Origin of the sequence: Alteromonas sp. Cnat3-28, assembly GCF_022348265.1 — a bacterium.
GTDB lineage: Bacteria > Pseudomonadota > Gammaproteobacteria > Enterobacterales > Alteromonadaceae > Alteromonas > Alteromonas macleodii.
Genome location: NZ_JAKREY010000006.1, coordinates 117,969 through 143,931, shown reverse-complemented (window position 1 = coordinate 143,931; position 25,963 = coordinate 117,969). Strand labels below are relative to the sequence as shown.

Annotated in this window: 24 protein-coding genes; 14 read left to right on the top strand and 10 right to left on the bottom strand. The window is 45.2% G+C overall.

Features of this window, described 5'->3' with window-relative positions:
* Window positions 1-43: 43 nt before the first annotated feature.
* Entirely contained in the window at window positions 44-784 is a 741-nt protein-coding gene (locus MHM87_RS08385; protein WP_239245192.1) for a glutathione peroxidase, read from the bottom strand.
* 225 nt (window positions 785-1,009) lie between these two features.
* Here MHM87_RS08385 and MHM87_RS08380 point away from each other — a divergent pair, with 225 nt between their 5' ends.
* From MHM87_RS08380 to MHM87_RS08365, 4 genes are all read left to right on the top strand, one after another.
* Window positions 1,010-1,705, top strand: coding sequence for an AAA family ATPase (locus MHM87_RS08380; protein WP_014950447.1), 696 nt, complete (start codon window positions 1,010-1,012; stop codon window positions 1,703-1,705).
* A complete protein-coding gene (locus MHM87_RS08375; protein ID WP_014950448.1) occupies window positions 1,665-1,988 on the top strand; it encodes a hypothetical protein in 324 nt (107 codons plus the stop codon). Before MHM87_RS08380 ends, MHM87_RS08375 begins: the two co-directional genes overlap by 41 nt.
* Window positions 1,989-2,116: 128 nt before the next feature.
* A complete protein-coding gene (locus MHM87_RS08370; protein WP_239258578.1) occupies window positions 2,117-4,249 on the top strand; it encodes a diguanylate cyclase in 2,133 nt (710 codons plus the stop codon).
* Between the two features lie 18 nt (window positions 4,250-4,267).
* The gene (locus tag MHM87_RS08365; RefSeq protein ID WP_239258576.1) at window positions 4,268-4,585 is read left to right on the top strand and encodes an ADP-ribosylglycohydrolase; all 318 of its coding nucleotides are present in this window, start codon (window positions 4,268-4,270) and stop codon (window positions 4,583-4,585) included.
* Window positions 4,586-4,678: 93 nt separating this feature from the next.
* Here MHM87_RS08365 and prsR read toward each other — a convergent pair whose 3' ends face one another.
* From prsR to MHM87_RS08345, 4 genes are all read right to left on the bottom strand, one after another.
* The gene (gene prsR / locus MHM87_RS08360) at window positions 4,679-6,040 is read right to left on the bottom strand and encodes a PEP-CTERM-box response regulator transcription factor (protein ID WP_014950451.1); all 1,362 of its coding nucleotides are present in this window, start codon (window positions 6,038-6,040) and stop codon (window positions 4,679-4,681) included.
* Between the two features lie 75 nt (window positions 6,041-6,115).
* Complete coding sequence (gene prsK / locus MHM87_RS08355; RefSeq protein ID WP_239258574.1) at window positions 6,116-8,188, bottom strand: XrtA/PEP-CTERM system histidine kinase PrsK; 2,073 nt, start codon at window positions 8,186-8,188, stop codon at window positions 6,116-6,118.
* Window positions 8,189-8,334: 146 nt separating this feature from the next.
* Entirely contained in the window at window positions 8,335-9,459 is a 1,125-nt protein-coding gene (locus MHM87_RS08350) for a beta-ketoacyl-ACP synthase III (RefSeq protein ID WP_239258571.1), read from the bottom strand.
* 408 nt (window positions 9,460-9,867) lie between these two features.
* Window positions 9,868-11,670, bottom strand: a complete 1,803-nt coding sequence (locus MHM87_RS08345) for a choice-of-anchor I family protein (RefSeq protein WP_014950455.1) — start codon at window positions 11,668-11,670, stop codon at window positions 9,868-9,870.
* A 502-nt stretch (window positions 11,671-12,172) separates the two neighbouring features.
* Here MHM87_RS08345 and MHM87_RS08340 point away from each other — a divergent pair.
* A complete protein-coding gene (locus MHM87_RS08340) occupies window positions 12,173-12,970 on the top strand; it encodes a M48 family metallopeptidase (RefSeq protein ID WP_014950456.1) in 798 nt (265 codons plus the stop codon).
* Between the two features lie 144 nt (window positions 12,971-13,114).
* On the opposite strand, the gene MHM87_RS08335 is transcribed toward MHM87_RS08340, so the two are convergent.
* Window positions 13,115-13,957, bottom strand: a complete 843-nt coding sequence (locus MHM87_RS08335; protein ID WP_239258568.1) for a mechanosensitive ion channel domain-containing protein — start codon at window positions 13,955-13,957, stop codon at window positions 13,115-13,117.
* Between the two features lie 908 nt (window positions 13,958-14,865).
* Here MHM87_RS08335 and MHM87_RS08330 point away from each other — a divergent pair.
* From MHM87_RS08330 to ruvX, 4 genes are all read left to right on the top strand, one after another.
* Window positions 14,866-15,594, top strand: a complete 729-nt coding sequence (locus MHM87_RS08330) for a 16S rRNA (uracil(1498)-N(3))-methyltransferase (RefSeq protein ID WP_239258566.1) — start codon at window positions 14,866-14,868, stop codon at window positions 15,592-15,594.
* A 138-nt stretch (window positions 15,595-15,732) separates the two neighbouring features.
* On the top strand, window positions 15,733-16,686 hold the full coding sequence (gshB, locus tag MHM87_RS08325; RefSeq protein ID WP_239258564.1) for a glutathione synthase: 954 nt from the start codon (window positions 15,733-15,735) through the stop codon (window positions 16,684-16,686).
* A gap of 128 nt (window positions 16,687-16,814) precedes the next feature.
* The gene (locus tag MHM87_RS08320; RefSeq protein WP_014950460.1) at window positions 16,815-17,381 is read left to right on the top strand and encodes a YqgE/AlgH family protein; all 567 of its coding nucleotides are present in this window, start codon (window positions 16,815-16,817) and stop codon (window positions 17,379-17,381) included.
* A complete protein-coding gene (gene ruvX, locus MHM87_RS08315) occupies window positions 17,374-17,805 on the top strand; it encodes a Holliday junction resolvase RuvX (RefSeq protein WP_014980071.1) in 432 nt (143 codons plus the stop codon). Before MHM87_RS08320 ends, ruvX begins: the two co-directional genes overlap by 8 nt.
* A 46-nt stretch (window positions 17,806-17,851) precedes the next feature.
* Here the strand turns inward: ruvX and MHM87_RS08310 are convergent, their stop codons facing one another.
* From MHM87_RS08310 to MHM87_RS08300, 3 genes are all read right to left on the bottom strand, one after another.
* The gene (locus MHM87_RS08310) at window positions 17,852-18,169 is read right to left on the bottom strand and encodes a DUF2007 domain-containing protein (RefSeq protein ID WP_049586039.1); all 318 of its coding nucleotides are present in this window, start codon (window positions 18,167-18,169) and stop codon (window positions 17,852-17,854) included.
* 140 nt (window positions 18,170-18,309) lie between these two features.
* On the bottom strand, window positions 18,310-19,422 hold the full coding sequence (locus tag MHM87_RS08305) for a PilT/PilU family type 4a pilus ATPase (protein WP_239258562.1): 1,113 nt from the start codon (window positions 19,420-19,422) through the stop codon (window positions 18,310-18,312).
* Window positions 19,423-19,430: 8 nt separating this feature from the next.
* Window positions 19,431-20,474 carry a type IV pilus twitching motility protein PilT gene (locus MHM87_RS08300; RefSeq protein WP_014950464.1) on the bottom strand — a complete coding sequence of 348 codons (1,044 nt, stop codon included), beginning with the start codon at window positions 20,472-20,474 and terminating at the stop codon, window positions 19,431-19,433.
* 27 nt (window positions 20,475-20,501) lie between these two features.
* Between MHM87_RS08300 and MHM87_RS08295 the strand changes: the two genes are divergently transcribed.
* The 5 genes from MHM87_RS08295 (at window position 20,502) to MHM87_RS08275 (ending at window position 25,629) form a co-directional block, all read left to right on the top strand.
* A complete protein-coding gene (locus MHM87_RS08295) occupies window positions 20,502-21,188 on the top strand; it encodes a YggS family pyridoxal phosphate-dependent enzyme (protein WP_014999303.1) in 687 nt (228 codons plus the stop codon).
* A gap of 70 nt (window positions 21,189-21,258) precedes the next feature.
* Complete coding sequence (proC, locus tag MHM87_RS08290; RefSeq protein WP_014950466.1) at window positions 21,259-22,080, top strand: pyrroline-5-carboxylate reductase; 822 nt, start codon at window positions 21,259-21,261, stop codon at window positions 22,078-22,080.
* A 20-nt stretch (window positions 22,081-22,100) separates the two neighbouring features.
* Window positions 22,101-22,637, top strand: coding sequence for a YggT family protein (locus MHM87_RS08285; RefSeq protein ID WP_014950467.1), 537 nt, complete (start codon window positions 22,101-22,103; stop codon window positions 22,635-22,637).
* Between the two features lie 96 nt (window positions 22,638-22,733).
* Window positions 22,734-23,207, top strand: a complete 474-nt coding sequence (locus tag MHM87_RS08280; protein ID WP_239258560.1) for a DUF4426 domain-containing protein — start codon at window positions 22,734-22,736, stop codon at window positions 23,205-23,207.
* A 331-nt stretch (window positions 23,208-23,538) separates the two neighbouring features.
* Entirely contained in the window at window positions 23,539-25,629 is a 2,091-nt protein-coding gene (locus MHM87_RS08275; RefSeq protein WP_239258558.1) for an NADPH-dependent 2,4-dienoyl-CoA reductase, read from the top strand.
* Here the strand turns inward: MHM87_RS08275 and MHM87_RS08270 are convergent.
* Entirely contained in the window at window positions 25,626-25,961 is a 336-nt protein-coding gene (locus tag MHM87_RS08270) for a VOC family protein (RefSeq protein WP_239258554.1), read from the bottom strand. The two genes, MHM87_RS08275 and MHM87_RS08270, sit on opposite strands and share 4 nt — an antisense overlap.
* Window positions 25,962-25,963: the final 2 nt, after the last annotated feature.

Genomic DNA, 25,963 nt, shown 5'->3' with positions numbered 1-25,963 from the left:
TACCATGCTCCCGTTTCTTGTGACGATTAATACGTATATTACGTTAGCTAAAGTAAACCTCTAGATCGTCAGAACCACCGATATGTTTACCACCGATAAAGACCTGCGGCACAGTTTCACGACCGCTAATCGCCGTTAAGCTGGTTAGTGATGCATCTTTACCCAACACTATTTCTTCGTACTCGTAGCCTTTTTCATCAAGCAGTTTTTTCGCTTTAGCACAGAAAGGACAACCCGGTTTTGTGATAATAGAAACAGGTGCGTTAGTTTGCTCCTCTGGCGCAATGTAAGCCAGCATGGTATCTGCATCCGACACCTCAAACGGGTCGCCAGCTACATCAGGTTCAATAAACATTTTGTCTACCACGCCATCTTTCACTAGCATCGAGTAACGCCAACTTCTTTTGCCGAAACCCAAATCCGCTTTATCGACTAGCATACCCATGCCATCGGTAAATTCTCCGTTACCGTCGGGAATAACGGTTATGTTAGCGGCTTCTTGCTCTGCGGCCCATGCATTCATAACGAAAGTATCGTTTACCGATACACAAACAATCTCATCAATGCCGTGCTTCGCAAACTTTTTCGCTAAAGCGTTATAGCGAGGCAAGTGGGTAGAAGAACAGGTTGGTGTAAAAGCACCTGGAAGTGAGAACACCACGACATTTTTGCCAGAAAATAATTCATCTGTCGTTTTCGTTACCCACGTCTCACCTTCTCTGCACGGAAATGAAACGCTAGGTACTTTTTGGCCTTCTTTGGAAGTGAAGCGACTTTCTGACATAACAACCTCTTATCGGTAATCTCAATTATAAAGTAAGAAGACTAGAATGAGTTTTTGCACAAATCAATAGGTATTGTCTTACATTCGTTAATATCGATTTTGATGCTGAACCTAGCTGATAGCCTGCCTATGCTTTGAGTGGAGGTTAGGTACGGTCGTGACACCATTCACGACCCACCGTAACGCTCAGTATTTTAACATAAGCGATATTCGAGGGTTATCACCATGATTATTTTGGTTGGTGGAGAAAAAGGCGGTAGCGGAAAGAGCTGCCTGGCACAAAACATTGCAGTGTATCTTCGCACTGAAAAAGGTGCCAAGGTGTTAATGGTCGACTGTGACCCGCAGCGAACGACCTCAGACTGGATCCAAGAGCGTAAAGCTAACCCTCGTCTCGCTGAAATTAACTGTGTTCAGTTATACGGTAAAATACGTAACGAATTACTTAGCCTGCGTCAGTATTACGATTACGTTGTAATAGATTGTGGTGGACAAGATAACCTAGCGCTTCGCTCGTCAATGGCTGTTGCTGACCATATACTGATTCCACTTAGACCCAAACGTCGCGATCTCAAAACGGTACCTCACATGGAAGATATTTTATCTACCTGTAAAATGGTTAACCCGAAAATGAACGCCGCGTTCGTTATCACACAGTGCCCTTCTCTACCTAGCCTGGCAAACCGTATTCTAGAGGCAAAAGAAGTGTGTCGCTCATTTGGTATTCCCGTCCTAAACTCTGTTACTTTTAGTAGAAACATGTATGACGATTCAGAAGAGTCAGGGCAGTCAGTTATTGAGAGTGAACCAGAAGGTAAAGCGGCCACAGAAATAAGAACCTTGTTTGAAGAGCTACTAGCTGGCAAAGTGGAGGATGCTTATGAGTTTACTCAACCTCAAAAAGTCGAAGCCGTTAGCTAAGCCCAATCTACGAACTGTAGAAGATTTTATCGACGATGCGCTGCTTTATGCCCAAGGTAAAGTGGATAAAAAGCAACCATCGGCGGCAAAAAACGATTTAAAAGACGTTCGTACAGACCGCGTCGTGCCGATAAGAAAGCCTGCAAAATCAGAAGGTATGCGACATGCTACCTTTACGTTAACACCGCAATGTATTGAAAAACTTGCAAACATTGCCCAAAAGACAGGTAAAGCCAAGTCTGCACTGATTCGAGAGTGGATTGAAAACAACAGCATAAATTAGACTAAAGTATAAACCCAAATACGTATTTCATTCGTTTTATCCTTCACAATAATAATGTTGCCTTGGCGTTAGCCTACTGGGATACTCACCGACAGCATGTTCTGACAGCGTATAGGAGATACAATCGAATGGGCCGTGAAGGATTTAGCACAGTGCGCGTGCTGGTGTGTGCCCTGCTAATTGCTGTGCATGGCGCACAGGTAAAAACGGTAGAAGCGTTCGAGCTTTTCAATACCGAGATTGCTGATGTCGAGAACCTTTTAAATGCCAAGCAATATGCTGACGCCGATAGCAAGGCACTGTTGCTTTTAGAGCAAGCGCTACAACAGCAACAAATGTCTGCTGATACATTTTCTGCCCTCGGACTCTTACTTCAAAACGCATCGCGTTTTGAGGTGTCAAAAGCCATTTTTAATGCCGCCTTAGAGCGCTACACCACAGATGGTGAACTAAACAAAATGGCGTCAACGCTATTACAACTAGCCACCTCAGAAAGACACCTCTCAAATTATGCCATTGCACTGACTTATGTGCGTCGCGCTATGTCTATTGCTCAAATTGAGCGTAATGAATTACTTAAGGCTCAATTGAACCTTGAGCTAGGCATAATTCAACAAGAACAAGGCGAAATTGAAACCGCTTTGGAGCCGTTAAAGCAAGCGCTACGTTATTTTCGTGAAAATAACATGGCCAATGAAATGAGTGTTACGTTGCTGCGCATCGGTGAGATATACAGTTTGCTCAACCAAGCTACTTTGGCTCATACCTACTACCAAGACGCTTTCGACAGTATCGAGGAAACACAGGAGACCCGATTACTTGGTGTGATCAAAACTCGTATTGGTGCCCTGTCTCTCAAAACAGGCTCTGTAGACCAAGCGATAAGAGCAATTAACGAAGGTCTTGTACTCCTGCTATCCACCTCTGATGTAGGGGCCATAGCCGAAGCAAAAATGCTATTGGGAAGAGCATCGGTTGAAAACGGCGATACGGCTAAAGGGCGAGAGTTATTGCAGGAAGCCATGCAATTTGCCGACTCATCGGGTCAGGCAAAATTGGTCAAAGAAGGCAGACTCGCTTTAGCGCAAGCCTATATGAAAGAGCAGAGTTTCGAATTAGCCTTGGAAGAGGCTCGCACGGGTACCATTGACGCGAGAAAAAATAGAGACCTTAGAGGACAGCTTAGTTTTCTTTCGTTACAGCTAAGCGCCTTTGTATCACTAGGTGAATTCAAAAAAGCCTTAGATATTCAATCTGTTATGCAGCAGCTGCGTGAAGTACTACTTGATTCAGAAAACAAGTCTGCCATTGAAGGCCTGCAGGCTGAGATTGAGCTTGTGAGGCAATCTAGGACGTTGGAGAAACTGGAAGAATCCAAGCAGCTGGCGTTAGCGCAAGCTGAGCGAGAAAACCTGCAGACGACTCTTTTTTGGAGCATATCATTAGCAGCGTTACTCTTGACGTTTTTAGTGTGGAGCCGCTACAAACAACGTCAGCAAACGATTATTTTGCGCCGAGAAGTACGCCAGCAAACACTCAATCTTCAAGAAAAAAATCAAGAACTGGAAAGAGCCTATAAAACGCTAGAAGAGGTAAGCCTGCGCGATCCGTTAACGGGTTTGTACAATAGGCACTACCTCGAATCGCAGCTTCCCGGTGAAATAAGGCGCAGCCAGTTCTCGGCGAAACAAAGCCCCAGCACAGGAAAGACGAAACAAGACTTACTTTGCTTACTTATTGATATCGACCACTTTAAGCGCATCAACGACGACTATGGGCATATTGCCGGCGATAAAGTGCTATCAGCGTTTGCCAATGTCCTCAAAAAGGTGTTCAGACAAACGGATTTAATTATTCGATGGGGAGGCGAGGAGTTTTTGGTGGTTTGTCGCCAATCTACTCGTGAAGAGCTCCCTGAGGTTGCCGAGCGCTGCCGAGAAATGGTCGCAAACACTCCTTTTGATATCGGCTTAGAAAAACCAATCAATATTACTTGTAGCATTGGCTTTTCGCTGCTTCCTCCAGATAGAGAGGAAGACTTTGATACCGCGTGGAAACGCACATTCGCTGTTATCGATTACGCGCTGTATGCCACTAAGTTATCAGGGAGAAATGGATGGGTTGGCGTAATCGAAACGCTTAAAACTCCAAGGGAATACCCCACTCCACTAGATACGAAGTTTAATTTTCCTGGTTCGAGAATTGCCACATCGTTCAACAACGTGGCAAGTATCAAATGGCCGGAGACCCTCGAGAAATAGCAGTAGAGGAATAGAGATATGTACAGAGGAAGCTGCAGCTGCCAAGCAATTCAATATGAAATTGATCATATCGGAGAGCTTGACGCCGATGACGAAACGCTAAGCCATTCAGATACCAGGGAACTGCGCGTTACAGTTGAAAAAGAGCAGCTGGTTATTGACTGTGCACCGTCAGCGCTAGCGGAACTACACGAGGCTAATGACGAAACCCACCACGTGTGTAACATTTGTGGGAGCGTTATCTTTGTTGAGCGTGGCTCTAACCAAGTGTCGGTTGAGGTGACCTTCAGCGGTCATGACGTCTTAGCAGAGTCTCACTGCCAGTTTGTATTTTAGGTGGGTACACAAGGATAAAGGCGAACTGCGCGTTCGCCCAGATATCAACAGGTGAGAAGTACATTTCTCTCCTGTTTGGTAGTCATGTCTACCCTAGTCGCTATTTTTGATGTCTTCCATATGGTATTTATCAATGAGCGAATACAACGTGGGACGAGTGACGCCAAGTAATTCTGCCGTTTTTGACATATTCTTATCTGCTTTTTGATAGGCCCTGCGAATAGCTCGACTTTCAGCAATTTCTCGCACTTCACGCAGATTCAACGTTTCAGGCTCATCATGGGCATCTACAGGCATCAAGCCTAAATCGTCAGGTTGAATTACCGTACCTTCAGCCATAATAACCGCAGACTTTAGCTTGTTTTGCATTTCTCGAATGTTGCCCGGCCACTTATGGGCTAGCATGGCGTTAACTGCAGTTTCTGAAAAGCTCTTCGCTTTAGCTTTGAATTCTTCGCGATAAATATTCAAGAACGTACGTGCAAGTAAAATAATGTCTTGGTCTCGTTCACGTAAAGGAGGAATCATAATCGGCATTTCCCCCACACGGTAATATAAATCTTCCCTGAATGTTTCTTGTGCCACCATAGCCTGTAAATCGCGGTGCGTTGCACAAATTACGCGTATATCAACGGGAATTTCATTGCGTCCACCAACACGTTCGATCACGCGCTCCTGCAGAAAACGAAGCATCTTAGCTTGCAGACCAATGGGCATATCACCAATTTCATCTAAAAATAGTGTTCCGCCTTGTGCTGTTTCTATCTTGCCGACGGTGGTTTTGTTCGCGCCAGTAAACGCCCCTTTTTCGTAACCGAACAACTCACTTTCTAGTAAGTTCTCTGGGATAGACGCACAGTTAATAGCAACAAAAGGTTTGTCTTTTCTAGGGCTGTGTTCGTGAATACTGCGCGCGAAAACTTCTTTACCTGTGCCACTTTCACCAAGTAACAGAGTGCTTATGTCGGTATTGGCAATTTTCTCAGCGCGACGTACCACTTTTTGAATAGCTTCGCTGTTACCCACTATTCTGGACATACCAGAACGGGTGCGGGCAAGAATGCTATTCTCATGCTCTAACTTAGACAGGTTAAGCGCACGGTGCACCAATAATTTGATGGTATCTGAATCGATAGGCTTCTGATAAAAATCGTATGCCCCAAAATCGATTGCTTTTAATGCGTGTTGTTTATCGTTATTACCTGTAACAACGATAACTTTGGTTCTAGGCGCTAGCGCAATGATGTCGTGAAGAATACGCAAACCTTCCGACGCATTCGCTGGATCTGGCGGAAGCCCTAAATCTAGGGTAACAACCTTAGGTTCAAAACGACGGAGCTGGGCTATGGCAGATGTGTGATCGTCCGCAAAAACAACGTTGTAATCGGTAAGACTCCATTTAAGTTGCTTTTGGATACCTAAATCATCATCTACTACCAAAATGGTATCGGTCATTTCATCATCCTATTATTCTACTTCATCCATCGAAAGGGAGTGGATTTGATAATATCCACTTTTTAGTTATACACCCTATCCTATCGGAAAATGCAGCGTAAAACAGCTACCGCGTCCAGGTTCACTTTGAACAGTTAGTTTGCCACCGATAGACTCGATATATGTTTTTGCATCATATGCACCAATCCCCATACCAGCATTGCCTTTCGTGGTATCAAATGGCTTGAATAGTCGCTCTTCAATAAACGCTTTATCCATACCTGACCCTGTATCTTCTATCAAAACTAGCTGCGTTTTGTTGTCAGAATTTCCAGTAATCACCACGTCGACTTCTCCGTCATCTGCGGTTGCCTGCTGAGCGTTGCTGATTAGGTGATAAAGCACGTTTGCCACCTTATCCTTATCAACCGTCACGGCCGTTTCTTTTAGCACATGAACTGTTGGTAGCGGACGTAAACCTGAACAGCGGTTGTTGACCACATCTTTGGCCAGCTCCGAAATCAAAACTTCTGAGTTTACACCTTCTTCAACGGCCTTCTTATCAGTCAGCTGTTTGAGCATTTTTTCCATTCTTGCCTTAGTATGCTCCAAGGTTTCGAAGGTGTCTTCGATAAATTCATGGTTGTGTTTATGCTGTTGAGCATTGGCAAGAATAAGGTCGACTTGAGCAAGTACATTTTTTAAGTCATGTAAAACGAACGCAGACATTCGATTGAACGCCGCAAACTGGGCGTTTTCTGCTACCACTTGAGCGGCCTCGTGGTGCTGCATGTACGTGCCTACTTGCTCAGATACGGCGGTTAGATAGTCTTTCACTTCCCAATTTAAAGTGATTTTTTCATTGTCTCCTGACGCGAGAACAGCAAATCCCCACAGTTTACCCTCTTTTAAGAAAGGCACGAAGAGTTGGTAGCCCCATGCTTTTAGTGCATCTCTATCTAGCTTTAACCCCTCGTAATCGAATGGTTTGACGAGGTAGGCGTCCGTATCAATGATCCAGCCATTTTTGTCGCTGTAACTTGCAAGCGTTTCCAACGTTGTACAGGTAGCGTTGTTTTCTTTCGAATCAGTTGACGATTCATTGTTATCTGTTGACGCAGTGTTTGTAATAGGTGATGCCTTAGCCACGCATTCATAGCCATTCTGCGTGACTTTAAACAGCAGACCTGACTCATATTGAATGGCGTTAAGCATTCCTGTTAGGCCAGCGTGGTAAACATCTGATGAGGTATCCCCTGCACGTGTTAACCACTGCGTTAATTTCACCCACTCAACCCGGTAGTCGAACTGATTCGCAAAGAAATGTTTAGTGATAAATACTTTTATCTTAGTGCGAAAGCCGTTGGACAAGAATACCGTGGCGAGCAATGCGAATGACATCACAACCAATATGATTTGAACCGTCGCTCCCCAGTTGCCTCCCATATAATTTATGGCGTAGCCGACAACAGCCATCACAAAAAGATAACCGCCCGCCACTAAGAGTAGAGAGCTGTGCAATACCACGTCCCGCGAGATAAAGATATCAATGCCCCAGTGATGAATTCGTCGAATCGATATGACGAGTAAGGGCATTAACAAGAAGTAAATATAGCCTCGTGCCGCTATGTAGCCAATTTCCACCTGGTTTACCATGGTAGCGTTTGCATAGGTAACGAACTCAAACAGGTTGGTTGCTCCCAGATAAATAATAATGGGTTTAAACGCCCACTGCTCACGCCCCGCCTGTCGATACACAACTTCCAGAAGAACAAGCACTTCTAATGACAGCACGATCAGTACAAGAAAGCTCCACGCGGGATTTACTACCAATAGATAAGGGGCGAGCAATGCTGCTAGTGCGGGGGCAATAATAATTAACGTTACTGGTCGTTTTAGAACGTCGAAGATATTACTAAAGCTGGTCTGTATACAGCCAGCCAAAAAGAGTAGCCATGCGAGCTGCTTAAGCACGTCAGCGCTGAGTAACCAGCTTAGCGAGATAGGTCCAAATAGCGAAGTGATTAAGGTTGTAGACCATAAAAAGGTGGCTGCGGTCGCCAACACCAATAAATGCTTGGCTACGCCGGGTTTGCGTACCGTTAACAACAGCAATAAAAGGGCTAAGTGCGCCAGACTATTTAACCCATAGCCTACATCTGAAATCATCCTTTTATCTCACCTTTATTATCATTATTTAGGAGATGAAATACAGGGAGGCGCATTGATGCAACGTCCCTGAAACCTTCGATATACAGCACATAACGTTTTCAGCTAGGTACGGTGCGCAGGCATCGCCCGCGCTATGATAAAAACTATCGTTTACGGATCACTAGTGAGCCAATTGAATACCCTGCACCGAAAGAGCAAAGTACTCCCACGTCACCGGCAACCAGGTCTTCATGGTTTAAACCAAACGCAATCACAGAACCCGCAGAAGCAGTGTTGGCAAACTCGTCCAACACAATTGGCGCTTCGGTACGGTCAGCATCGCGACCTAACAGGCGTTTGCAAATCAAGGTGTTCATATTGATATTAGCTTGGTGAAGCCACCAACGCTTGACGCCTTCTGGCGCAATGTCGTGACTCGCTAAATGCGCTTCAATATGCGCTGCTGCCAATGGACACACTTCCTTGAAAACTTTGCGACCCGCTTGATGGAACAGCTTATCAGGTCCATACGGATCAACGTCTTCGGCACGTGTCATGTAGCCAAAATTAGAACGAATATTGTTTGAGAATTTCGTCAATGCCTTGGTGCTTAGCACGTCGTATACGTGCTCACTTTTGGCGGTTTCAGCAAGCTCAAGCACAGTCGCCGTAGCCACATCGCCAAAAATAAAGTGACTGTCGCGATCAGCGTAGTTAATTTGCGGTGAGACCAACTCAGGGTTAATAACCAATACGCGAGTCGCATTTTTCGCGCTCAGCATTTCATAGGCGCGATGCATACCGAACGTTGCTGCAGAACAAGCAACTAGCATATCGAAACCAAACCCTTCAATATTAAGGGCTTCTTGTACTTCAATTGCAATCGCAGGATAAGCACGCTGGGTGTATGCACACGACACAATCACAGCATCAATCTCATCGGCAGTAACATTGGCGGATGCAAGAGCTAACTTGGCCGCTTCGACGGCAATTTCGGCTTGGTGAGAAAGTTCGTCATCTGCTCGAGGGGCAATCTTAGGCTTCATTCGAGTGATGTCTAGCGCACCCTCTTTTTGATAGATGTAGCGACTTTTAATTCCTGATGCTTTTTCGATGAACTCTGCACTTGAATAAGGCATTGCTGCTACATCACCTGATTCGATTTGCGCTTTATTTTCTTCGTTAAACGCATCTACGTAAGCATTGTAGCTATCTACGAGCTCTTCGTTAGTTATACTGTCTTTAGGGTGCCATACACCCACACCACTAATCACAACTTGCTGAGACATAGGCATTCTCTATTATTTGATAGCACTATGGCGGTATTGAGCATTGCGTTACTCTGTGTCCTAAACGCATCTATACCAGTGCAATTGAGCCTAATCGTATTTACCTTTAAAAATACGACTGCGTTTTATGGGTTATAGCTTACCTTAATCCTTAAACGGTGTAACCATAGTGAACGCAAGGAAAGCTCTATTCCTCCTTTTAATACCAGTCCGCATAGATAATTACCCACTCAGCGAGACTTAAAATGTTCGTAATCGTGGCGTGTTTTCGCAGGTATAGTGGCTCTACATCAAGGTGACACAACAAAGAGTAAGGACATTTAAAACTCGCCCTTCGGGAAGGTCTGGCAAGCTACCAATAAAAAAACCCCGCTTCAAAGCGGGGTTTCATGTAATCAATGCGGGAGCTTACAGCTGGTTGATTTGCCACACCGTTACTGTGCCGCTAACTTCGTTGCCTACAACAAGAAGAGGCACACCGCTTGGGCTGTCTTCAGCGCTAACAAAAACCAGGCTTTCTGGCGCTAAGTCACCAATGACATCGTCGCTTGTCAAACCTTCGGTTAGGTCACGGTTAATTACATATTCTGCAAATTGAACGTCATAAGGGTTAGTAACGTCGTATACGAAAATACCGCCCATGCGCTCTGTGCCGATAAACGCGTAAGTGCGATCGCCAACTTGACCCACGGTTAACGCTTCTGGCTCAGGACCTTTATTCTCTGAGCGCGAGTCGCTTGCATTTTCATCGTCACCATTGTTGAACTGCGCCCCATGAACCGACGCTGTAATACGTTCAAAATCATCACCCGAGTCATAAACCACTAAACCATTTTGATCCCAAATAGTGAATGAACGTGCACCGTAAGCGTACGCTGCATCGTACTCGCCGTTTCCGTCAGCATCACCCATAGCTGAAGTTACACGTAAGTCGTCCGCTTCACCTGTCGCCTGTAGCATAGCTAATTCAGAGTTGGCGGCGGCGGTAAGATCTTCTACTTTAACTTCGTCTGTATAAGCTAGACAGCCATCATCTTCGTCAAAATCAACACCACCTGCAGCAGTACATGCCGCCTCATCAGCAGCGTCAAAGAAGTACTCACGGGCATCGCCTTCGTTAGCGGTAAGAATGAAAGTCGCATCCTTCCATGTAAAGTTAGCAATGGTATCAGGCTGGTATACACCATAAATACCTGTGTACTGACCAAAACTCACCGCATCATTTTCTTGGATATCAATATTAAGTCCAGCCCAAGACTTAGTTCCTAGGCCGACGACATCTACCGTTAACTCTTCCAAGTCAATAATCGCAAGGCCATTGTTTTCCTGGAGACTAACGTATGCAACGTCGTTAGTAGCGGTGATGTATTCTGGTTCCAGATCTTTCGCTACCGTTGAGGTAATAGCTGTGCCGTTAATCGTGCGTCCTGCTGGGTTAGGAAACATCATTCCCTGCGCCATCAAATCTGCTTCAGTACCGTTTAGAGCAGTAAAGCCAACGGTCGTCCCCGTTTCTTCTGGCTCACCACTTGCAAGAATATTAATGACGCTAACAGAACCTTCAGGGTCAATGGTGTAGTCATCAGAAGGCTCACCCTCGTTCGCTACCAACACTTTGCCACCATCTGGCGTAAAAGTGACCATATCCGGTAGTGCGCCAACCTCGACAGAATCCAAAAAGGCTGGAGCAGAACTGTCTAGCCCGTTGTAGAACAACACATAACCGTTATCAGTTTTAACGTCTGCAGGTACAGCTACAGCCATAAGGTCACCGCTAACCGCAATACTTGTTAAGCTACCTAAAGTCACACCATTTATATCGGCAGGCAGTGCGATAGTGGTAAGCGTTAGCGTAGTGGTGTTTATCGGATCAGCCATAGTAGCCGTGCTTACGCTAGAGGCATCAATAACTGCTATTGTATTGGTCTCGCCGTTTGTCGCGTAAATCGTATTGGTCTCAGCATGGTACTGAACAATTTCTGCGGCCGTTTGATTGCCTAAGAAAGCACGACCAACGATATCCATTGCAATGCCGATTGACGCATCGGTACCATCACTTCCGTCTGTCCCTGGGTCACCTTGTTCCCCTTGAGGTCCTTGAGCTCCTGTTTCGCCCTGCGCACCGTCGTCACCATCAAGGCCACATCCCGTGAGCGCCGCTGATACTAAAAATGCAAGTAACCCGTATTTAAACTTATTACGCACTGCCATTTGATTTCCTTTTTATTTGTATTTTTGTCGTACGTTATGAGGCTCGAGAAACCCAAGGATTTTTCCACCTTGTTCTCGCAAAGCGAAGGAAGAAAACAGGGATCCCTAACCTTAGTACACCAGAAATTTTATGTAACTTCTATGTATAAATTAGAATCAGTTTATGACACAAATATTAAATAGGCAAAAGCGCGTAACTTTTCTATAACAATAGATGGCACACACGCCGCTTTAAATATGGACAGCACGGAGCAGTAGGCTCAAAGTAATCACACTTCGTTCATGCAATTGTAAGCATATATTTCAAATATCCTAATGCGTGTAAGGAAAAACGGTTTAGCTTAACAGCGGAACACGCTTCGCTTTTTCAAAGGTATAGTTTTATTTATAAGCACTATCTGATACTAATATTGCCAAATAGACGTATAAACTGAATGGGATAGTGCTTTAGCGCGCAAAAGTGAGCGAAGCGAGAACATTCAGTGATAAAAAAGGATTAACCATGAAATTGAAATTCACAGCTTCGGCAGTTATTGCCGCAGCGCTTACTTTAACAGCCTGTGCAACATCTCCTACGGGTAGAAATCAAGTGTTGCTCTATTCTGAAACTCAGCTCGCGCAAATGGGTGATCAGGCATTCACAGGCATGAAAGAAGAATTAAAAATTTCGAATAAAGCGGTTCAAAATTCTTACGTAGAATGCGTTGCAAATGCCATCACTGCTCAAGTACCAGCCACGGTATTCAATGGTCAATGGGAAGTCGTTGTATTCGACGATGAACAAGTTAACGCATTTGCGCTACCCGGTGGAAAAATTGGTGTCTATACCGGCTTGCTCAACGTTGCAGAAAACCAGCATCAACTTGCTGCTGTCATTGGCCATGAAGTAGGTCATGTTATTGCAGAGCATGGTAATGAGAGAATGTCTCAGTCAACATTGATAAACATGGGCAGTCAGGCGGTAGGCCAAGTTTTAGCCGCGAATGAAGTGCCCCAGTCAGGTCCTATCATGGCTGCGATCGGATTAGGTGTTCAAGTCGGTGTTCAACTTCCATTTAGCCGAACTCATGAATCTGAAGCCGATGTCATTGGTCTTCAGCTAATGGCGAAGTCTGGGTTTGACCCAAGACAATCTGTAAACTTGTGGCAAAACATGGACGCAGCAAGCGGCGGCAACCGCCCAATGGAACTTTTGTCGACTCACCCAGCACCTCAAACCAGAATTGATAATTTACAAGCGAACATGCCTAACGCCTATGCAGACTATCAAGCTACTGCTTACCGCCCAAACTGTCGCTAAAAGTAAGTAATACCATTTCGTATAGGTCATTACCCGCTCATCGAGAGTTAAAATGTTCGTAATCGCGGCGTGTTACGTCGCACTTAATCTTAGGATAAAAAAAACGCTGCGAAATGCAGCGTTTTTTGTTTGAAACCAACGAAATTATTCGCTGTCTGCTTTGTGAAGATGTACATCCATTTGTGGGAATGGAATTGAAATACCCTCTTCATCAAAACGCAGTTTAACGTTTTCAGTGAAGTCGAATTTAACACCCCAGAAATCGGCAGAATTCACCCATGGACGAACAATAAAGTTCACGCTGCTGTCGGCCAGTTCAGATACTGCAATTTTAGGCGCTGGCTCTGCAAGAATACGCTCATCAGCCGCCACCATTTCTTCAAGAATTCTTTTCGCTTTAAGAAGGTCAGCGTCGTAACCAATACCAACAACCATGTCTACACGACGCGTGTCTCTTGCTGAATAGTTAGTGATGTTGCCACCGTAGATGTTGCCATTAGGAACAATAATTTCTTTATTGTCTGGTGTGTTCATTGTTGTGGTGAAAATACCAATCTTAACAATAGAACCAGCAGTACCTGCAGCTTCGACAAAGTCACCCGCTTTAAATGGTTTGAAAACTAGAAGCATTACGCCAGCTGCAAAGTTCTTAAGCGAGTCTTGCAATGACAAACCAATAGCTAAACCAGCAGCACCTAATATAGCAACTAATGACGTTGTATCTACGCCTAGCTGATCAAGCGAAGCGACAATAACAAACAACATTAAAATGGCGCTAAGGATAGCTTCCAGGAAGTCCACTAGCATGCTGTCGTATTTAGACTTGGCCATTAGGCGTCTAAATACAGATAAAATGAATCCAACTACGATCCTACCTATTACATAAATCGCGATTGCCATCAGAATGTTAATCCCCCACGGGATGGCGTAATCGTTTATGTACCTTTCAACATCGCTTGCAGAAAAAAGCGAAAGTTTTTCTTCCATAATATAATCCTTGTCATGGTTAGTTGATAATTGCTCAAATAAGGTAGCAGCTATTTTATTTAAGACCAATATAATATGGCCTCAAACACAGTAAATTTGCTCTAAAGTCTAAGCTACATGGGTGTTTAAAAACGTTAGCATTATACAAAAGTAGCGGAAATTTATTTGTTTTACTTTAGGACTTACTGACCTTTTCTGTATATTTTTGCAGCGTTTTTTTTGCCATCTAGGCAAGGCGGATGTTTGACGGTGTAGTGACTCTAAATCGACAAGTTTCTATCCCGTTTAGGTGGCACACAGGCGCTAGAATGAAAAAACAAAAAATGAACACTTTTTCTTCGCTTGTCACACGCTTGTCACTCAACAAGCGCATTCTTCATCACGAAGCTTAAATGCGCTTTGTGTTTCTTTTCCATTTTTTGGAAGTTGCCGAGTTATAAGACATTTTTTTTGATGATTTTTTAGCCATAAAGTTTTAGACTAAAGTTTCATGAAAGTTGACTTTTCACTACGCCTCATCAGTGTGTGTTGAGCAACTTCATGAAGGAGCTTTAGCAAACTATGTCACGTAAAGGATTAACGCATGTTGCTTCTCATAACCCTGTTTTCGGTGGTTTTGTGTTTATTTTTATATTCACTGCGCACCGATAAAGGAAAACATACTAAGTACGCAAGAGCGGACTACCGCCCAGCAGCCCAATCGAAGTCTTCATCCAACGTGTTGAAATCTACTTCGAGAAACTCTTCGCCTTCCGCGGCCTAGAGAGTGAGTCATGTGATTCTTAAATAGGCAGCATGCTGTCGTTTGCGTAAGTTTTTGCATATTTACTTACGCGATGTTGTCGACAGCATTGCAACCTGTATCCACACACGTATTATACGCGTTAAAACTACACATCTGATTTGCTATGCGTATACCAAGAGTTTATTACCCCAATCCAATCCCGTTAGAACAAGAGTTTGAGTTAACTGAAGACGCCGGTCATCACATCGCGACGGTACTGCGTATTAAGCCCAATCGCCCTATTGTGCTTTTTAATGGCGACGGCAATGAATACAGTGCGCAAATTATTAGCGTTCAAAGAAAAAAAGTGACGGTTGAAGCCGACGCTTGTTTATCGCTAGCGAAAGAATCCCCGCTTCATTTGCACTTAGGTCAAGGGGTATCTAAAGGCGATAGAATGGATACCGTGCTACAAAAAAGCGTGGAACTTGGCGTATCAGAAATAACGCCCGTCATCACTGAACGCTGTACGGTTAAACTCGACGAGTCACGCTGGGAAAAGAAAATTCAGCAATGGCAGAAGATCATTATTGGCGCCTGTGAACAAAGCGGTCGCAACATTATTCCCGCGCTCAACTCCCCGGTTAGTCTTAATCAATGGTTGTCGTCTTCAACCAATACCACAAGATTAGTTCTCGCACCTGGCGCAGAGCAAAGCTTGGCAAGACAACCTTATAATGCTCAAGGCTTTCGTTTGCTTATTGGCCCTGAAGGTGGGTTATCTGAAACAGAAATTCATCAGGCAAACGAAAACGGCTATCAGTCGGTAAGTTTGGGCCCACGTATTTTGCGCACCGAGACAGCGGCGATTACAAGCCTAAGTATTCTTCAAGCTCAGCACGGCGACTTCTAAGTCAGTATTTTAGGCAGCTATATAGCAAGCATAGTGCTAGCTCAGTAACTTGAAGAATTCAGGTGTGCCCCCATATAAGTTTACAATCAGCTGGGCCATCTGAGCCGGCATTTTATCAACATTCAAGGTGAAAACATTATGCAATATACCGTTGGCGTAATTATGGACCCCATCGCGAGTATTAAGCCACATAAAGATACAAGCTTTGCGATGATGCTTGAAGCTCAGCGCCGCGGTGCAAAGGTTGTATATTTTGAATTAAAAGACCTGTATTTAGACAATGGTAAGCCTATGGGTTTAGGTAAAACCGTATCGGTCAAGGATCAAGCTACAGATTTCTACACCATTGAAGACGAGTCTACGTTGTATTTAGGCGACGTTGATGTGTTACTCATGCGCAAAGATCCACCCTTTGACAGCGAGTTTTTGTATGCGACTCAGGTGCTGTCGCTTGCGCAGGACGCGGGAGCGCTAGTTGTGAATAACCCTCAAGCGCTTCGCGACTACAACGAGAAGTTGTTTACGTCATACTTCCCAGAACACATTCCCAATACGTTAGTCACAAACAACCAAACGCTTATCCGTGAGTTTCACGCCAAGCACCAAGACATTATTTGCAAACCCTTAGACGGTATGGGTGGCGCGTCTATCTTTAGAGTGAAGCCTGATGGCAATAACTTAGGCGTTATTATTGAAACCCTAACCAAGTTAGGCACGCGCTACATGATGGTGCAAGAGTACCTTCCAGAGATTAAAGACGGCGACAAGCGCGTACTCATCGTTGATGGTGAAGTCATGCCGTACTGCTTAGCGCGACTGCCTACAAAAGGGGAAACCAGAGGTAACCTAGCCGCTGGCGGTACAGGACGCCCTCAGCCAATCTCAGATTCTGACCGCGCCCTAGCCGAAGCCATCGCGCCAACGCTCAAGGAAAATAACATTTTATTTGTAGGACTTGATGTTATTGGCAGCAAAATTACTGAAATAAACATTACTAGCCCAACTTGCGTAAGAGAAATAGAAGCAGCTTACGATGTTAATATAATGGGTGCGCTGTTTGACGCCATTGAAAAGCGCTTGGCCAGTAAATAAAGTAAGGTTGTATTGGTAACACAGTGCAGTTCGTATCGTAAAAAGCAAATATGAGTGGATAGAGCGCCTTTAGCTTCAATAGTGTAAAGGCCCTCACAGAGCAAAAGATAGTAGATAAAAGACAAACTATGACGGAATTAAAAAGCCTACAAAATCATTTTCTGGTCGCGATGCCTAGTTTGGACGATCCGTATTTTTCTCGCTCACTCATTTATATTTGTGAACACAACGCTGAAGGTGCTATGGGTATTGTAGTAAATCAACCCTCTACCATGAACGTGAAGCAGCTTCTTGAACAGACTGACAAAGAACTCACTGTGTCTGACGACAAAGCAGAGCAAATCGTGCTGGCTGGCGGTCCTGTAAGCCAAGAGCGAGGATTTGTGCTGCACTCGTCGCAAAGAGAGTGGGCATCTAGCTTAAAGCTTGCACCAGGGGTTATGGTGACCACCTCCAAGGACATTTTGACTGCTATTGCCAATGATGAAGGCCCTGAAGACGTTTTGATTGCTTTGGGGTACGCGGGCTGGACAGCCGGTCAGCTTGAGAAGGAAATGCAGGAAAACGCATGGCTCACCATCGAAGCTGACGAAGAAATTCTGTTTAACACGCCTATGCACAAGAAATGGCAAGCAACAGTAAATAAACTCGGTGTGGATGTATGGCAGCTAGCACCGGGAGCGGGACATGCCTGATATAGGAAATCGTACGGTACTTGCGTTTGATTTTGGTACCAAAAGCATTGGCGTGGCGGTAGGTCAGGAAATTACCGGTACGGCTTCCCCTCTTGCAGCGCTGAAGGCACGAGACGGTATTCCTGACTGGACGTTAATAGAAAAGCTTTACGAAGAATGGCAACCGCATATCGTGGTGGTGGGTTTACCGCTTAATATGGATGGTACTGAGCAGGAGATGACTCAACGCGCCCGCAAATTTGCAAACCGTCTACATGGGCGTTTTAAAGTGGCCGTTGACACCTGTGATGAGCGATTGACTACCACAGACGCTAAAGCCATGCTGTTTGAGTTAGGTGGCTATAAGAAACTGACTAAAGATAAGGTTGATAGTGTGTCGGCCTGTGTAATATTCGCTAGCTGGAGCGAGAGTCAGTACGAATAATTGTTAGGGCCTGTTGACCTTTGTATGCTGCTGGCTCTTGCTATTATTACTTTTCTGCCCCACACTGCCAGCAGACATCAAAAGCAGCGCCGTTTTGTTCACTGCACTCACCACAAATCCAGTCTTCACTAGATAATGCCTTATCGTTTGATTTCTGAATGAAGAGCTCAATAACTTTCGACGCTCTTGCATACCAGCTATCGTCAACAAGCCAAACTTCCTGCTGAGAATCTTGCCAAGGCAGCTCTCCGATTGCGCCACTGGCAAACTCATTTTTTACCATATAAGGAATAGATAAAGCATCAAGCTCGCTGCGAACCGCTTGAAGTTCAAAAGCGTCTTGTGAAGTGAAGAGTTTTTTCAATGGCTACCCTCTTGTTAAACACAAAAGCAGCCCGTGGGCTGCTCATCATGCGAGAAAAACGTGTCTCTCTACTGCTTTATTTCAGTAAGCGTTTCAAATGCAGCTCCCCCTAAAGGGATTTCAGCATAAAGCGAAAGCAATTAGTCATCCATATCAATAGATACATTTGACAGTGTACCTAAGCTAGAACCGTCGCTGGTATCAAGCTTGATCATTAAGCGCAGGTCATTAGGCGAGTCGGCGTGGTGCAGCGCTTGGTCCATATCAATCTTACCCGCTTTGTACAAATCATACAGGGCCATATCAAAGCTCTGCATGCCCTGCTCTTTGCCTTTTTTCATTGCTTCTTTTAACGCGCCTATTTCATTGCGCTGTATTAGGTCGCGCACTAGCGGCGAATTAAGCAATATTTCTATTGCCGCAACCCTACCCTTGCCGTCTGGCGTAGGTACTAGTTGCTGCGCAACAATGGCGCGGATGTTTAAGCTTAAGTCAAAGCGCAACTTATCGTGCTGATCTTTCGGCGCTAAATGCATAATACGTTCAATAGCTTGGTTCGCGTTGTTAGCGTGCAGCGTAGCCACACACAAATGCCCTGTATCAGCAAACGACATGGCATATTCCATGGTTTCCATTGAACGAATTTCACCAATAAGAATGACATCAGGCGCCTGACGTAGCGAACTTTTAAGGGCGTCATCGAAAGACTGAGTATCTATGCCCACCTCGCGCTGGGTAATAACACAGTTTTTATGCTCATGAACAAACTCAATGGGGTCTTCAATAGTCAGTATATGCCCGTGCGAATTTTCATTTCTATGCCCAATAAGCGCAGCCAATGACGTTGATTTACCCGTGCCTGTTCCACCTACAAATAGAACAAGACCGCGTTTAGCCATAATAATTTCTTTTAATACTCGCGGCAGACCCAAATCATCAGCTTTCGGAATTTGAGTAACGATGCGGCGAATCACCATGCCCGCTTGGTCACGCTGCCAAAATGCAGAGCAGCGGAAACGACCAATGCCCTCTCGTACTATGGCGAAATTACATTCTTTGGTCGTGTGAAACTCATTCTGCTGTTTTTCAGTCATCGCTTCGTGAACCAGCGCCAGCGATGCCTCTTCCGAGGTCGCGCTTTCCGTCACTGGCGTAAGTTTGCCGTTAATTTTGGCACTTACCGGAAACCCCGCCGTTACGAATAAATCCGATGAGTTGGTATCGACCATTTTTTGTAGTAGTGAATCTAACATATTGGCCTCTAGAAACTGTTCATCGACTGTTTATCAACTGACTTTGCTGCGGCGTCTTGTTTGGTGATAACCCCCATCGCCACTAAGCGCTGAAGACACTGATCCATAGTTTGCATACCGTGAGCCTGACCCGTTTGAATAACCGAGTACATTTGCGGCACTTTATCTTCTCGAATAAGGTTACGAATAGCGGGGATCCCCACCATGATTTCATGAGCCGCAACTCGGCCCCCACCTACTTTCTTAAGCAGTGTCTGTGAAATAACCGCACGCAATGATTCCGACAACATAGAACGCACCATGGCTTTTTCTTCTGCCGGGAAAACATCGATAATACGGTCAATGGTTTTTGGTGCGGAGTTGGTGTGAAGAGTGCCGAATACTAAATGGCCGGTTTCGGCAGCTGAAATGGCAAGGCGTATGGTTTCTAAGTCACGTAGCTCACCGACTAGAATTACGTCTGGGTCTTCACGAAGCGCCGAGCGCAGTGCGTTATTAAACGAGTGCGTATCGCGGTGTACTTCCCGCTGGTTTACCAAGCTAAGCTTGTTGTCGTGCACGAATTCGATAGGGTCTTCAATGGTAAGAATATGTTCACGCTTGTGGGTGTTGATATGGTCGACCATGGCCGCAAGCGTGGTACTTTTACCCGAGCCGGTGGCACCTGTCACAAGTACAATGCCGGTAGGCTGATTTATAATTTCCTTGAAAATTTCAGGCGCGCCAAGGTCGTCTAAGGTTAATACTTTACTGGGGATAGTACGTAATACTGCCGCGGCGCCTCGGTTTTGCACAAACGCGTTAACACGAAAGCGCGACAAGCCATTAACTTCGAAAGAAAAATCGGTTTCCAGGTTTTCTTCGTATTCTTTGCGCTGCATGTCATTCATAATCTCATAAACGAGACCATGTACTTGCTTGTGATCGAGGGCTGGCACGTTCAGTTTACGCATTTCGCCATCTACACGAATTATTGGTGGTAGGCCCGCTGATAAGTGTAAATCTGAGGCGTTATTCTTAACACTGAAAGCCAAAAGTTCGGTAATATCCACAACCACTTCTCCAAAACAAGGTGAATAATGCAAACAATAGCAGAAAGACTAGATTCCGCACGAAAAGGAATAGACCAAGCCGCTACCAGTGCACATCGTCCACCAAATTCCGTTAAATTGCTAGCGGTTAGCAAAACAAAACCCGTATCAGATATCATGGAAGCGTATGAAGCCGGACAACGTATGTTCGGCGAAAATTACGTGCAGGAAGGTGTTGAAAAGGTTCAGGAACTTTCTCACTTAAGCGATATAGAATGGCACATGATTGGTCCAATCCAATCGAATAAAACCAAAGTGGTAGCCGAACACTTTGATTGGGTTCAGTCGGTAGATAGAGAAAAAATTGCTCGTCGCTTAAACGAGCAGCGCCCTGACTCTATGCCGCCGTTAAACGTGTGCATTCAGGTTAATATTGATGATGAAGAGAGTAAGTCTGGGGTAGCCCTAAGTGAATTAGATGCGCTAGTGGAGTTTGTTAACTCTCAAGAGCACCTGACTTTGCGTGGACTAATGGCGATTCCTAAAGCTGATCCTAGTGAAGAACAGCAGCACGCCACGCTGTCTAAGCTAAAAGAATTATTCGACCACTACCATACATCATTGAGCAATTTTGATACCCTATCCGTAGGAATGAGTAGTGATATGGCTGAAGCGATTCAACACGGGTCGACTATGGTGCGCATCGGTACCGCTATTTTCGGTAAGCGAAACTAGCGCGCTAATCTGAATGATAGCGCTTCGCCTCGCTACACAGACTTAAACGCAACCAACAAATAGGATTTACATGCAACAGAAAAAATTAGCATTTATTGGCGCGGGTAACATGAGCCGCAGCATCATCAGTGGTCTTATCAAATCTGGGTACGCGAAAGAAAACATCCTTGCGGCAAACCCTTCCACACCAAAGTTAGACGGCCTGAAGGCCGAGTTTGGTATTCACACCACACAATCTAATGATGAAGCCTGCCAATTCGCTGATGCCATAGTCCTTGCGGTAAAACCACAAATAATGGGCGATATGTGCGGCGAGCTTCAGAAAAACAATGACCTTTCGGGCAAGTTGTTTATGAGCATTGCAGCTGGGCTGCCGGTAGCCAGATTGCAAGAAATGCTAGGTGGTGAATACCCTGTTGTTCGTATTATGCCAAACACCCCGAGCTTGTTAGGCAAGGGCATGTCTGGGATGTATGCCGACGACACGGTTTCTGAGTCAGACAGGCAATACGTTGACGATGTAATGAACAGCGTTGGCGAAACCGTTTGGGTAGATAAAGAAGAGGGTATTAACGGTGTTATCGCCGCAGCGGGCAGCAGCCCAGCTTATTTCTTCTTGTTCTTACAAAATATGCAGGAAGAAGCCATGAACATGGGCTTTGACAAAGCGCAATCTCGCTTAATGGTCCAACAAGCGATGTTAGGCGCAGCCGAAATGGTTTGTAACAACCCAGACCTTGAATTAAGCGAGCTTCGTGCCCAAGTTACGTCTAAGGGCGGCACTACCGCAGAAGCCGTTAACACTTTCATTAATGAAGGTTTAAAAGATATTGTCAGCAAGTCGATGCGCGCCGCCGTAGCACGTGCTGAAGAAATGGCAAAACAGCTATAACGTTTTAGGAAAAACACAATATGAACGCAACGGTATTTTTGGTTGATACCTTATTTAGCCTTTATTTGATGGTGGTTATTCTGCGCCTTTGGTTACAAATGGTTCAGGCAGATTTTTATAATCCACTCAGTCAATTTGTAGTAAAAGCAACCCACCCTATCGTGGGGCCGTTGCGCCGTATTATTCCGTCAATCGGCAGGTTCGACACCGCTACTTTTGTGTTAGCGGTAGCGGTATGCGCGCTCAAGCTAATAACCCTAGGGTTAATGTTTGGCGGTAGTCTAAACCCAGTCGGCATTGCGATTTTGTCAGTAATTGGTGTGATAAAAGAAACCCTGTCGTTAATGTTCTGGGTGTTACTACTACGCGCTATTTTGAGCTGGGTGTCACAAGGTCAGTCTCCGGTTGACTATGTTCTGTATCAGCTAACCGAGCCGTTTTTAGCGCCAATACGCAAAGTCATTCCACCATTGGGCGGTTTGGACTTGTCAGTGCTTATTGCCATCATCGCATTACAGTTTTTACAGCTTCTGATCCAAGACACTTTCCCTATGTAACTAATGTCAGTTCAAGACACTGTTAGGGAAAGTATTGGTCTTGCAGTTTGGTTCATAGAGCAAAACAAGCTGTAATGGGTAAGAATTGAAAATAAGATGAAGGCAGAGGTAGTTTCTATCATGGGTAGAATAAATCAAATCAAAAAAGCTTACGTCGCACTTCTTGTGATGGCTATGTCATGCTTAAGCGTTTCCGCATTTGCCGAGCAGAAGCAAACGCTTGGTGAATGGGATGTTCACTATATGGTGGTGAGTACGCCATTTCTCACACCTGAAGTGGCGGCTAGCTACGGCATTGTGAGAAGTAAGTTTAATGCGTTGGTTAACATTTCGGTGTTAGACAAAGTTTCCGGTGAAGCGCAACGGGCAGATGTCACAGGTACGGCTAAGAATCTGTTAGGTAACTCGCGTAAGCTGACTTTCAAAAAGGTGGAAGAAGGTGATGCTATCTATTACCTTGCCGCGCTGCCATTTCGCGATCAGGAAACCTTTAGGTTTGAGATTGACGTTAAAAAAGGTAGCAGTAAACAAACACTCAAGTTCCAGCAGAAAATGTACGTAGACGAGTAATTCATAGGGCGATTAGCGCTTTAAGAGTGCCCATGGCATTAGCAAGCGCTCACCCATAAAACATTCATGCTTTTGAGAAAAAGCCATGATTAACGAAGCGAGATATCCGTTAGCCCGGTATCTCGCTTTTTTATTATGTTAAAAATATGGGAACTGCACTTTACCAATTGAGTGCGGTGGTAAATAATCAAAGCAACTGGTCGGGCAAGTTAGTGTGATTGGATTATGTGTAACCATTAGCACTTAAATCACGAAAGACAGTTGAACACTGCGCCGCAGCAAAGAGCGACATGCACTAACTGCCTTCATAGCAAATAAAAAGAGAACAATTATGAATACGCCCTCGTCTCAGACCGTATCTCAGACAGCTACACCGCAGTCTGCCAACAATTCGGAACAACTCTCGCCTTACTTCCCTAATCTGTTAGCTCCGTTAGATTTGGGCTTTACCACACTTCGCAACCGCACCCTTATGGGTTCAATGCATTTAGGCCTAGAAGAAGAGAAAGGCGGTTTTGACAAACTTGCTGCGTTTTACGCTGAGCGAGCAAAAGGTGGTGCGGGGCTAATCGTAACAGGTGGTATTAGCCCTAATATTTCAGGTTGGGTAGCGCCCTTTGCTGGCAGAATGACCCGCTCTCGCCACGCGAAAAAGCACCGTGTTATTACCGACGCTGTGCATAAGGAAGACGGCAAAATTTGCATGCAAATTTTGCATTCAGGCCGTTACGGTTATCACCCACTTGCTGTTTCGGCTTCACCTATGAAGTCGCCTATTACCCCTTTTAAGCCTCGCGAATTGTCCTCACGTGGCGTAAGAAGCACAATTAAAGACTACGTAAAATGTGCAGCCCTTGCCCAGCAAGCAGGCTATGACGGCGTGGAAATTATGGGTTCTGAAGGCTACCTCATAAATCAGTTTTTCTGTGAGCGCACCAACCACAGAAATGATGAATGGGGTGGCAGCTTAGAAAACCGCGCTCGCTTAGCGATTGAGATAGTAAAAGGTGTGCGCGAGAAAGTGGGCACTAACTTCATTATTATTTATCGCCTGTCTATGCTGGACTTAGTCGAAGGCGGCGCTAAGTGGGACGAGGTTGTATATTTAGCCAAAGAAATCGAAAAAGCAGGCGCTACGCTAATTAATACCGGCATTGGATGGCACGAAGCGCGGGTACCTACTATTTCCACATCGGTGCCTCGCGCGGCGTTTACCTGGATAACCGAACGCATGAAAAAAGAGGTGTCTATCCCTCTTATTACCACTAACCGTATCAATACGCCTGAAGTTGCAGAATCGGTACTCGCACAAGGCCATGCTGATATGGTATCGATGGCGCGACCTTTCTTGGCTGACGCACACTTTGTAGCGAAGGCCATGCGCAATGAGTCTAAGCTAATCAACACGTGTATTGCCTGTAACCAGGCTTGCCTAGACCATGCATTCGAACAAAAGCGTGCAAGTTGCTTGGTAAACCCACAAGCGTGCTACGAGACCGAACTTACCTTTACCCCTACTCACAATAAGAAAAAACTAGCGATAGTAGGCGCAGGGCCTGCGGGTTTAGCGTTTTCCATGTATGCGGCAGAGCGCGGCCACGAGGTACATCTATTTGATAAAGCCAGTGAAATTGGCGGTCAATTTAATTACGCCAAGCAAGTGCCGGGTAAAGAAGAGTTTTACGAAACCCTACGCTACTTTGACAATCAGCTAGTTCGAGTGGGCGTTACGGTTCACCTTAACACCGAGATTAACGCAGAAAGCCTTGCCGATGAGAGGTTTGATGAAGTGGTGCTAGCCACCGGTATTAATCCTCGTACGCTTACAATTGAAGGGCACGACCACCCTAAAGTGATGAGTTATTTAGACGTATTGCGCGACCACAAGCCAGTAGGCAAGAAAGTAGCTATTGTTGGCGCTGGCGGCATTGGGTTTGATGTAGCGGAATTCCTAGTAGAACACGAACATTTAGCCAAAGATAAAGAAAAGTGGCTGGCGCACTGGGGTATAGATAAAGATTATTCTGCTCCTGGCGCACTAAAAGAAAAAGCCATAGAGCCTTCTGAGCGGGAAGTGTATCTACTACAACGTAAAACGTCTAAAGTGGGCAAAGGGCTAGGCAAAACAACGGGCTGGATCCATAGGCAATCGTTGAAACACCATAATGTTCAAATGATAAATGGTGTGAGCTACGAGAAAGTAGACGATGAAGGCCTGCACGTGCTGATTAACGACACCCCCAAAGTATTGCCTGTCGATAACGTCATTGTATGTGCTGGTCAGGAGCCGTTTAAGCCTCTGCAACAACCTCTAGAAGAGGCAGGATTTACCGTGCACATTATCGGCGGTGCTGACGTAGCGGCTGAACTTGATGCTAAACGCGCTATCCGTCAAGGCGCTGAACTGGCAGCGCGAATTTAAAACTGATCGAACATGATAGCGTTGCCGTCCGGGTCTTTAACAATTAGATGCCCGGGGCCGCTATCGCCTTTCACAGGCACGTCTAAAGCGATGCCTTGTTCAACTAGATTTGCCTGAAGTGCCCTAACATCACTTGGGTTGAAGGTCATAATGTTATCTTCAAACATCCCTTCGAATAACCCAATCATGGTGGTGCCATTTTTCATCATTAACCATTTATCTTCCACCGAGCCGCATGAAGGCATGGCTTCAAAGCCCAAGGCCTCATAAAACGTCTTCGACCTGCTGATGTCTTTAACCGTTAAACTTAACGAAAATAGCCCTAACTCCACTT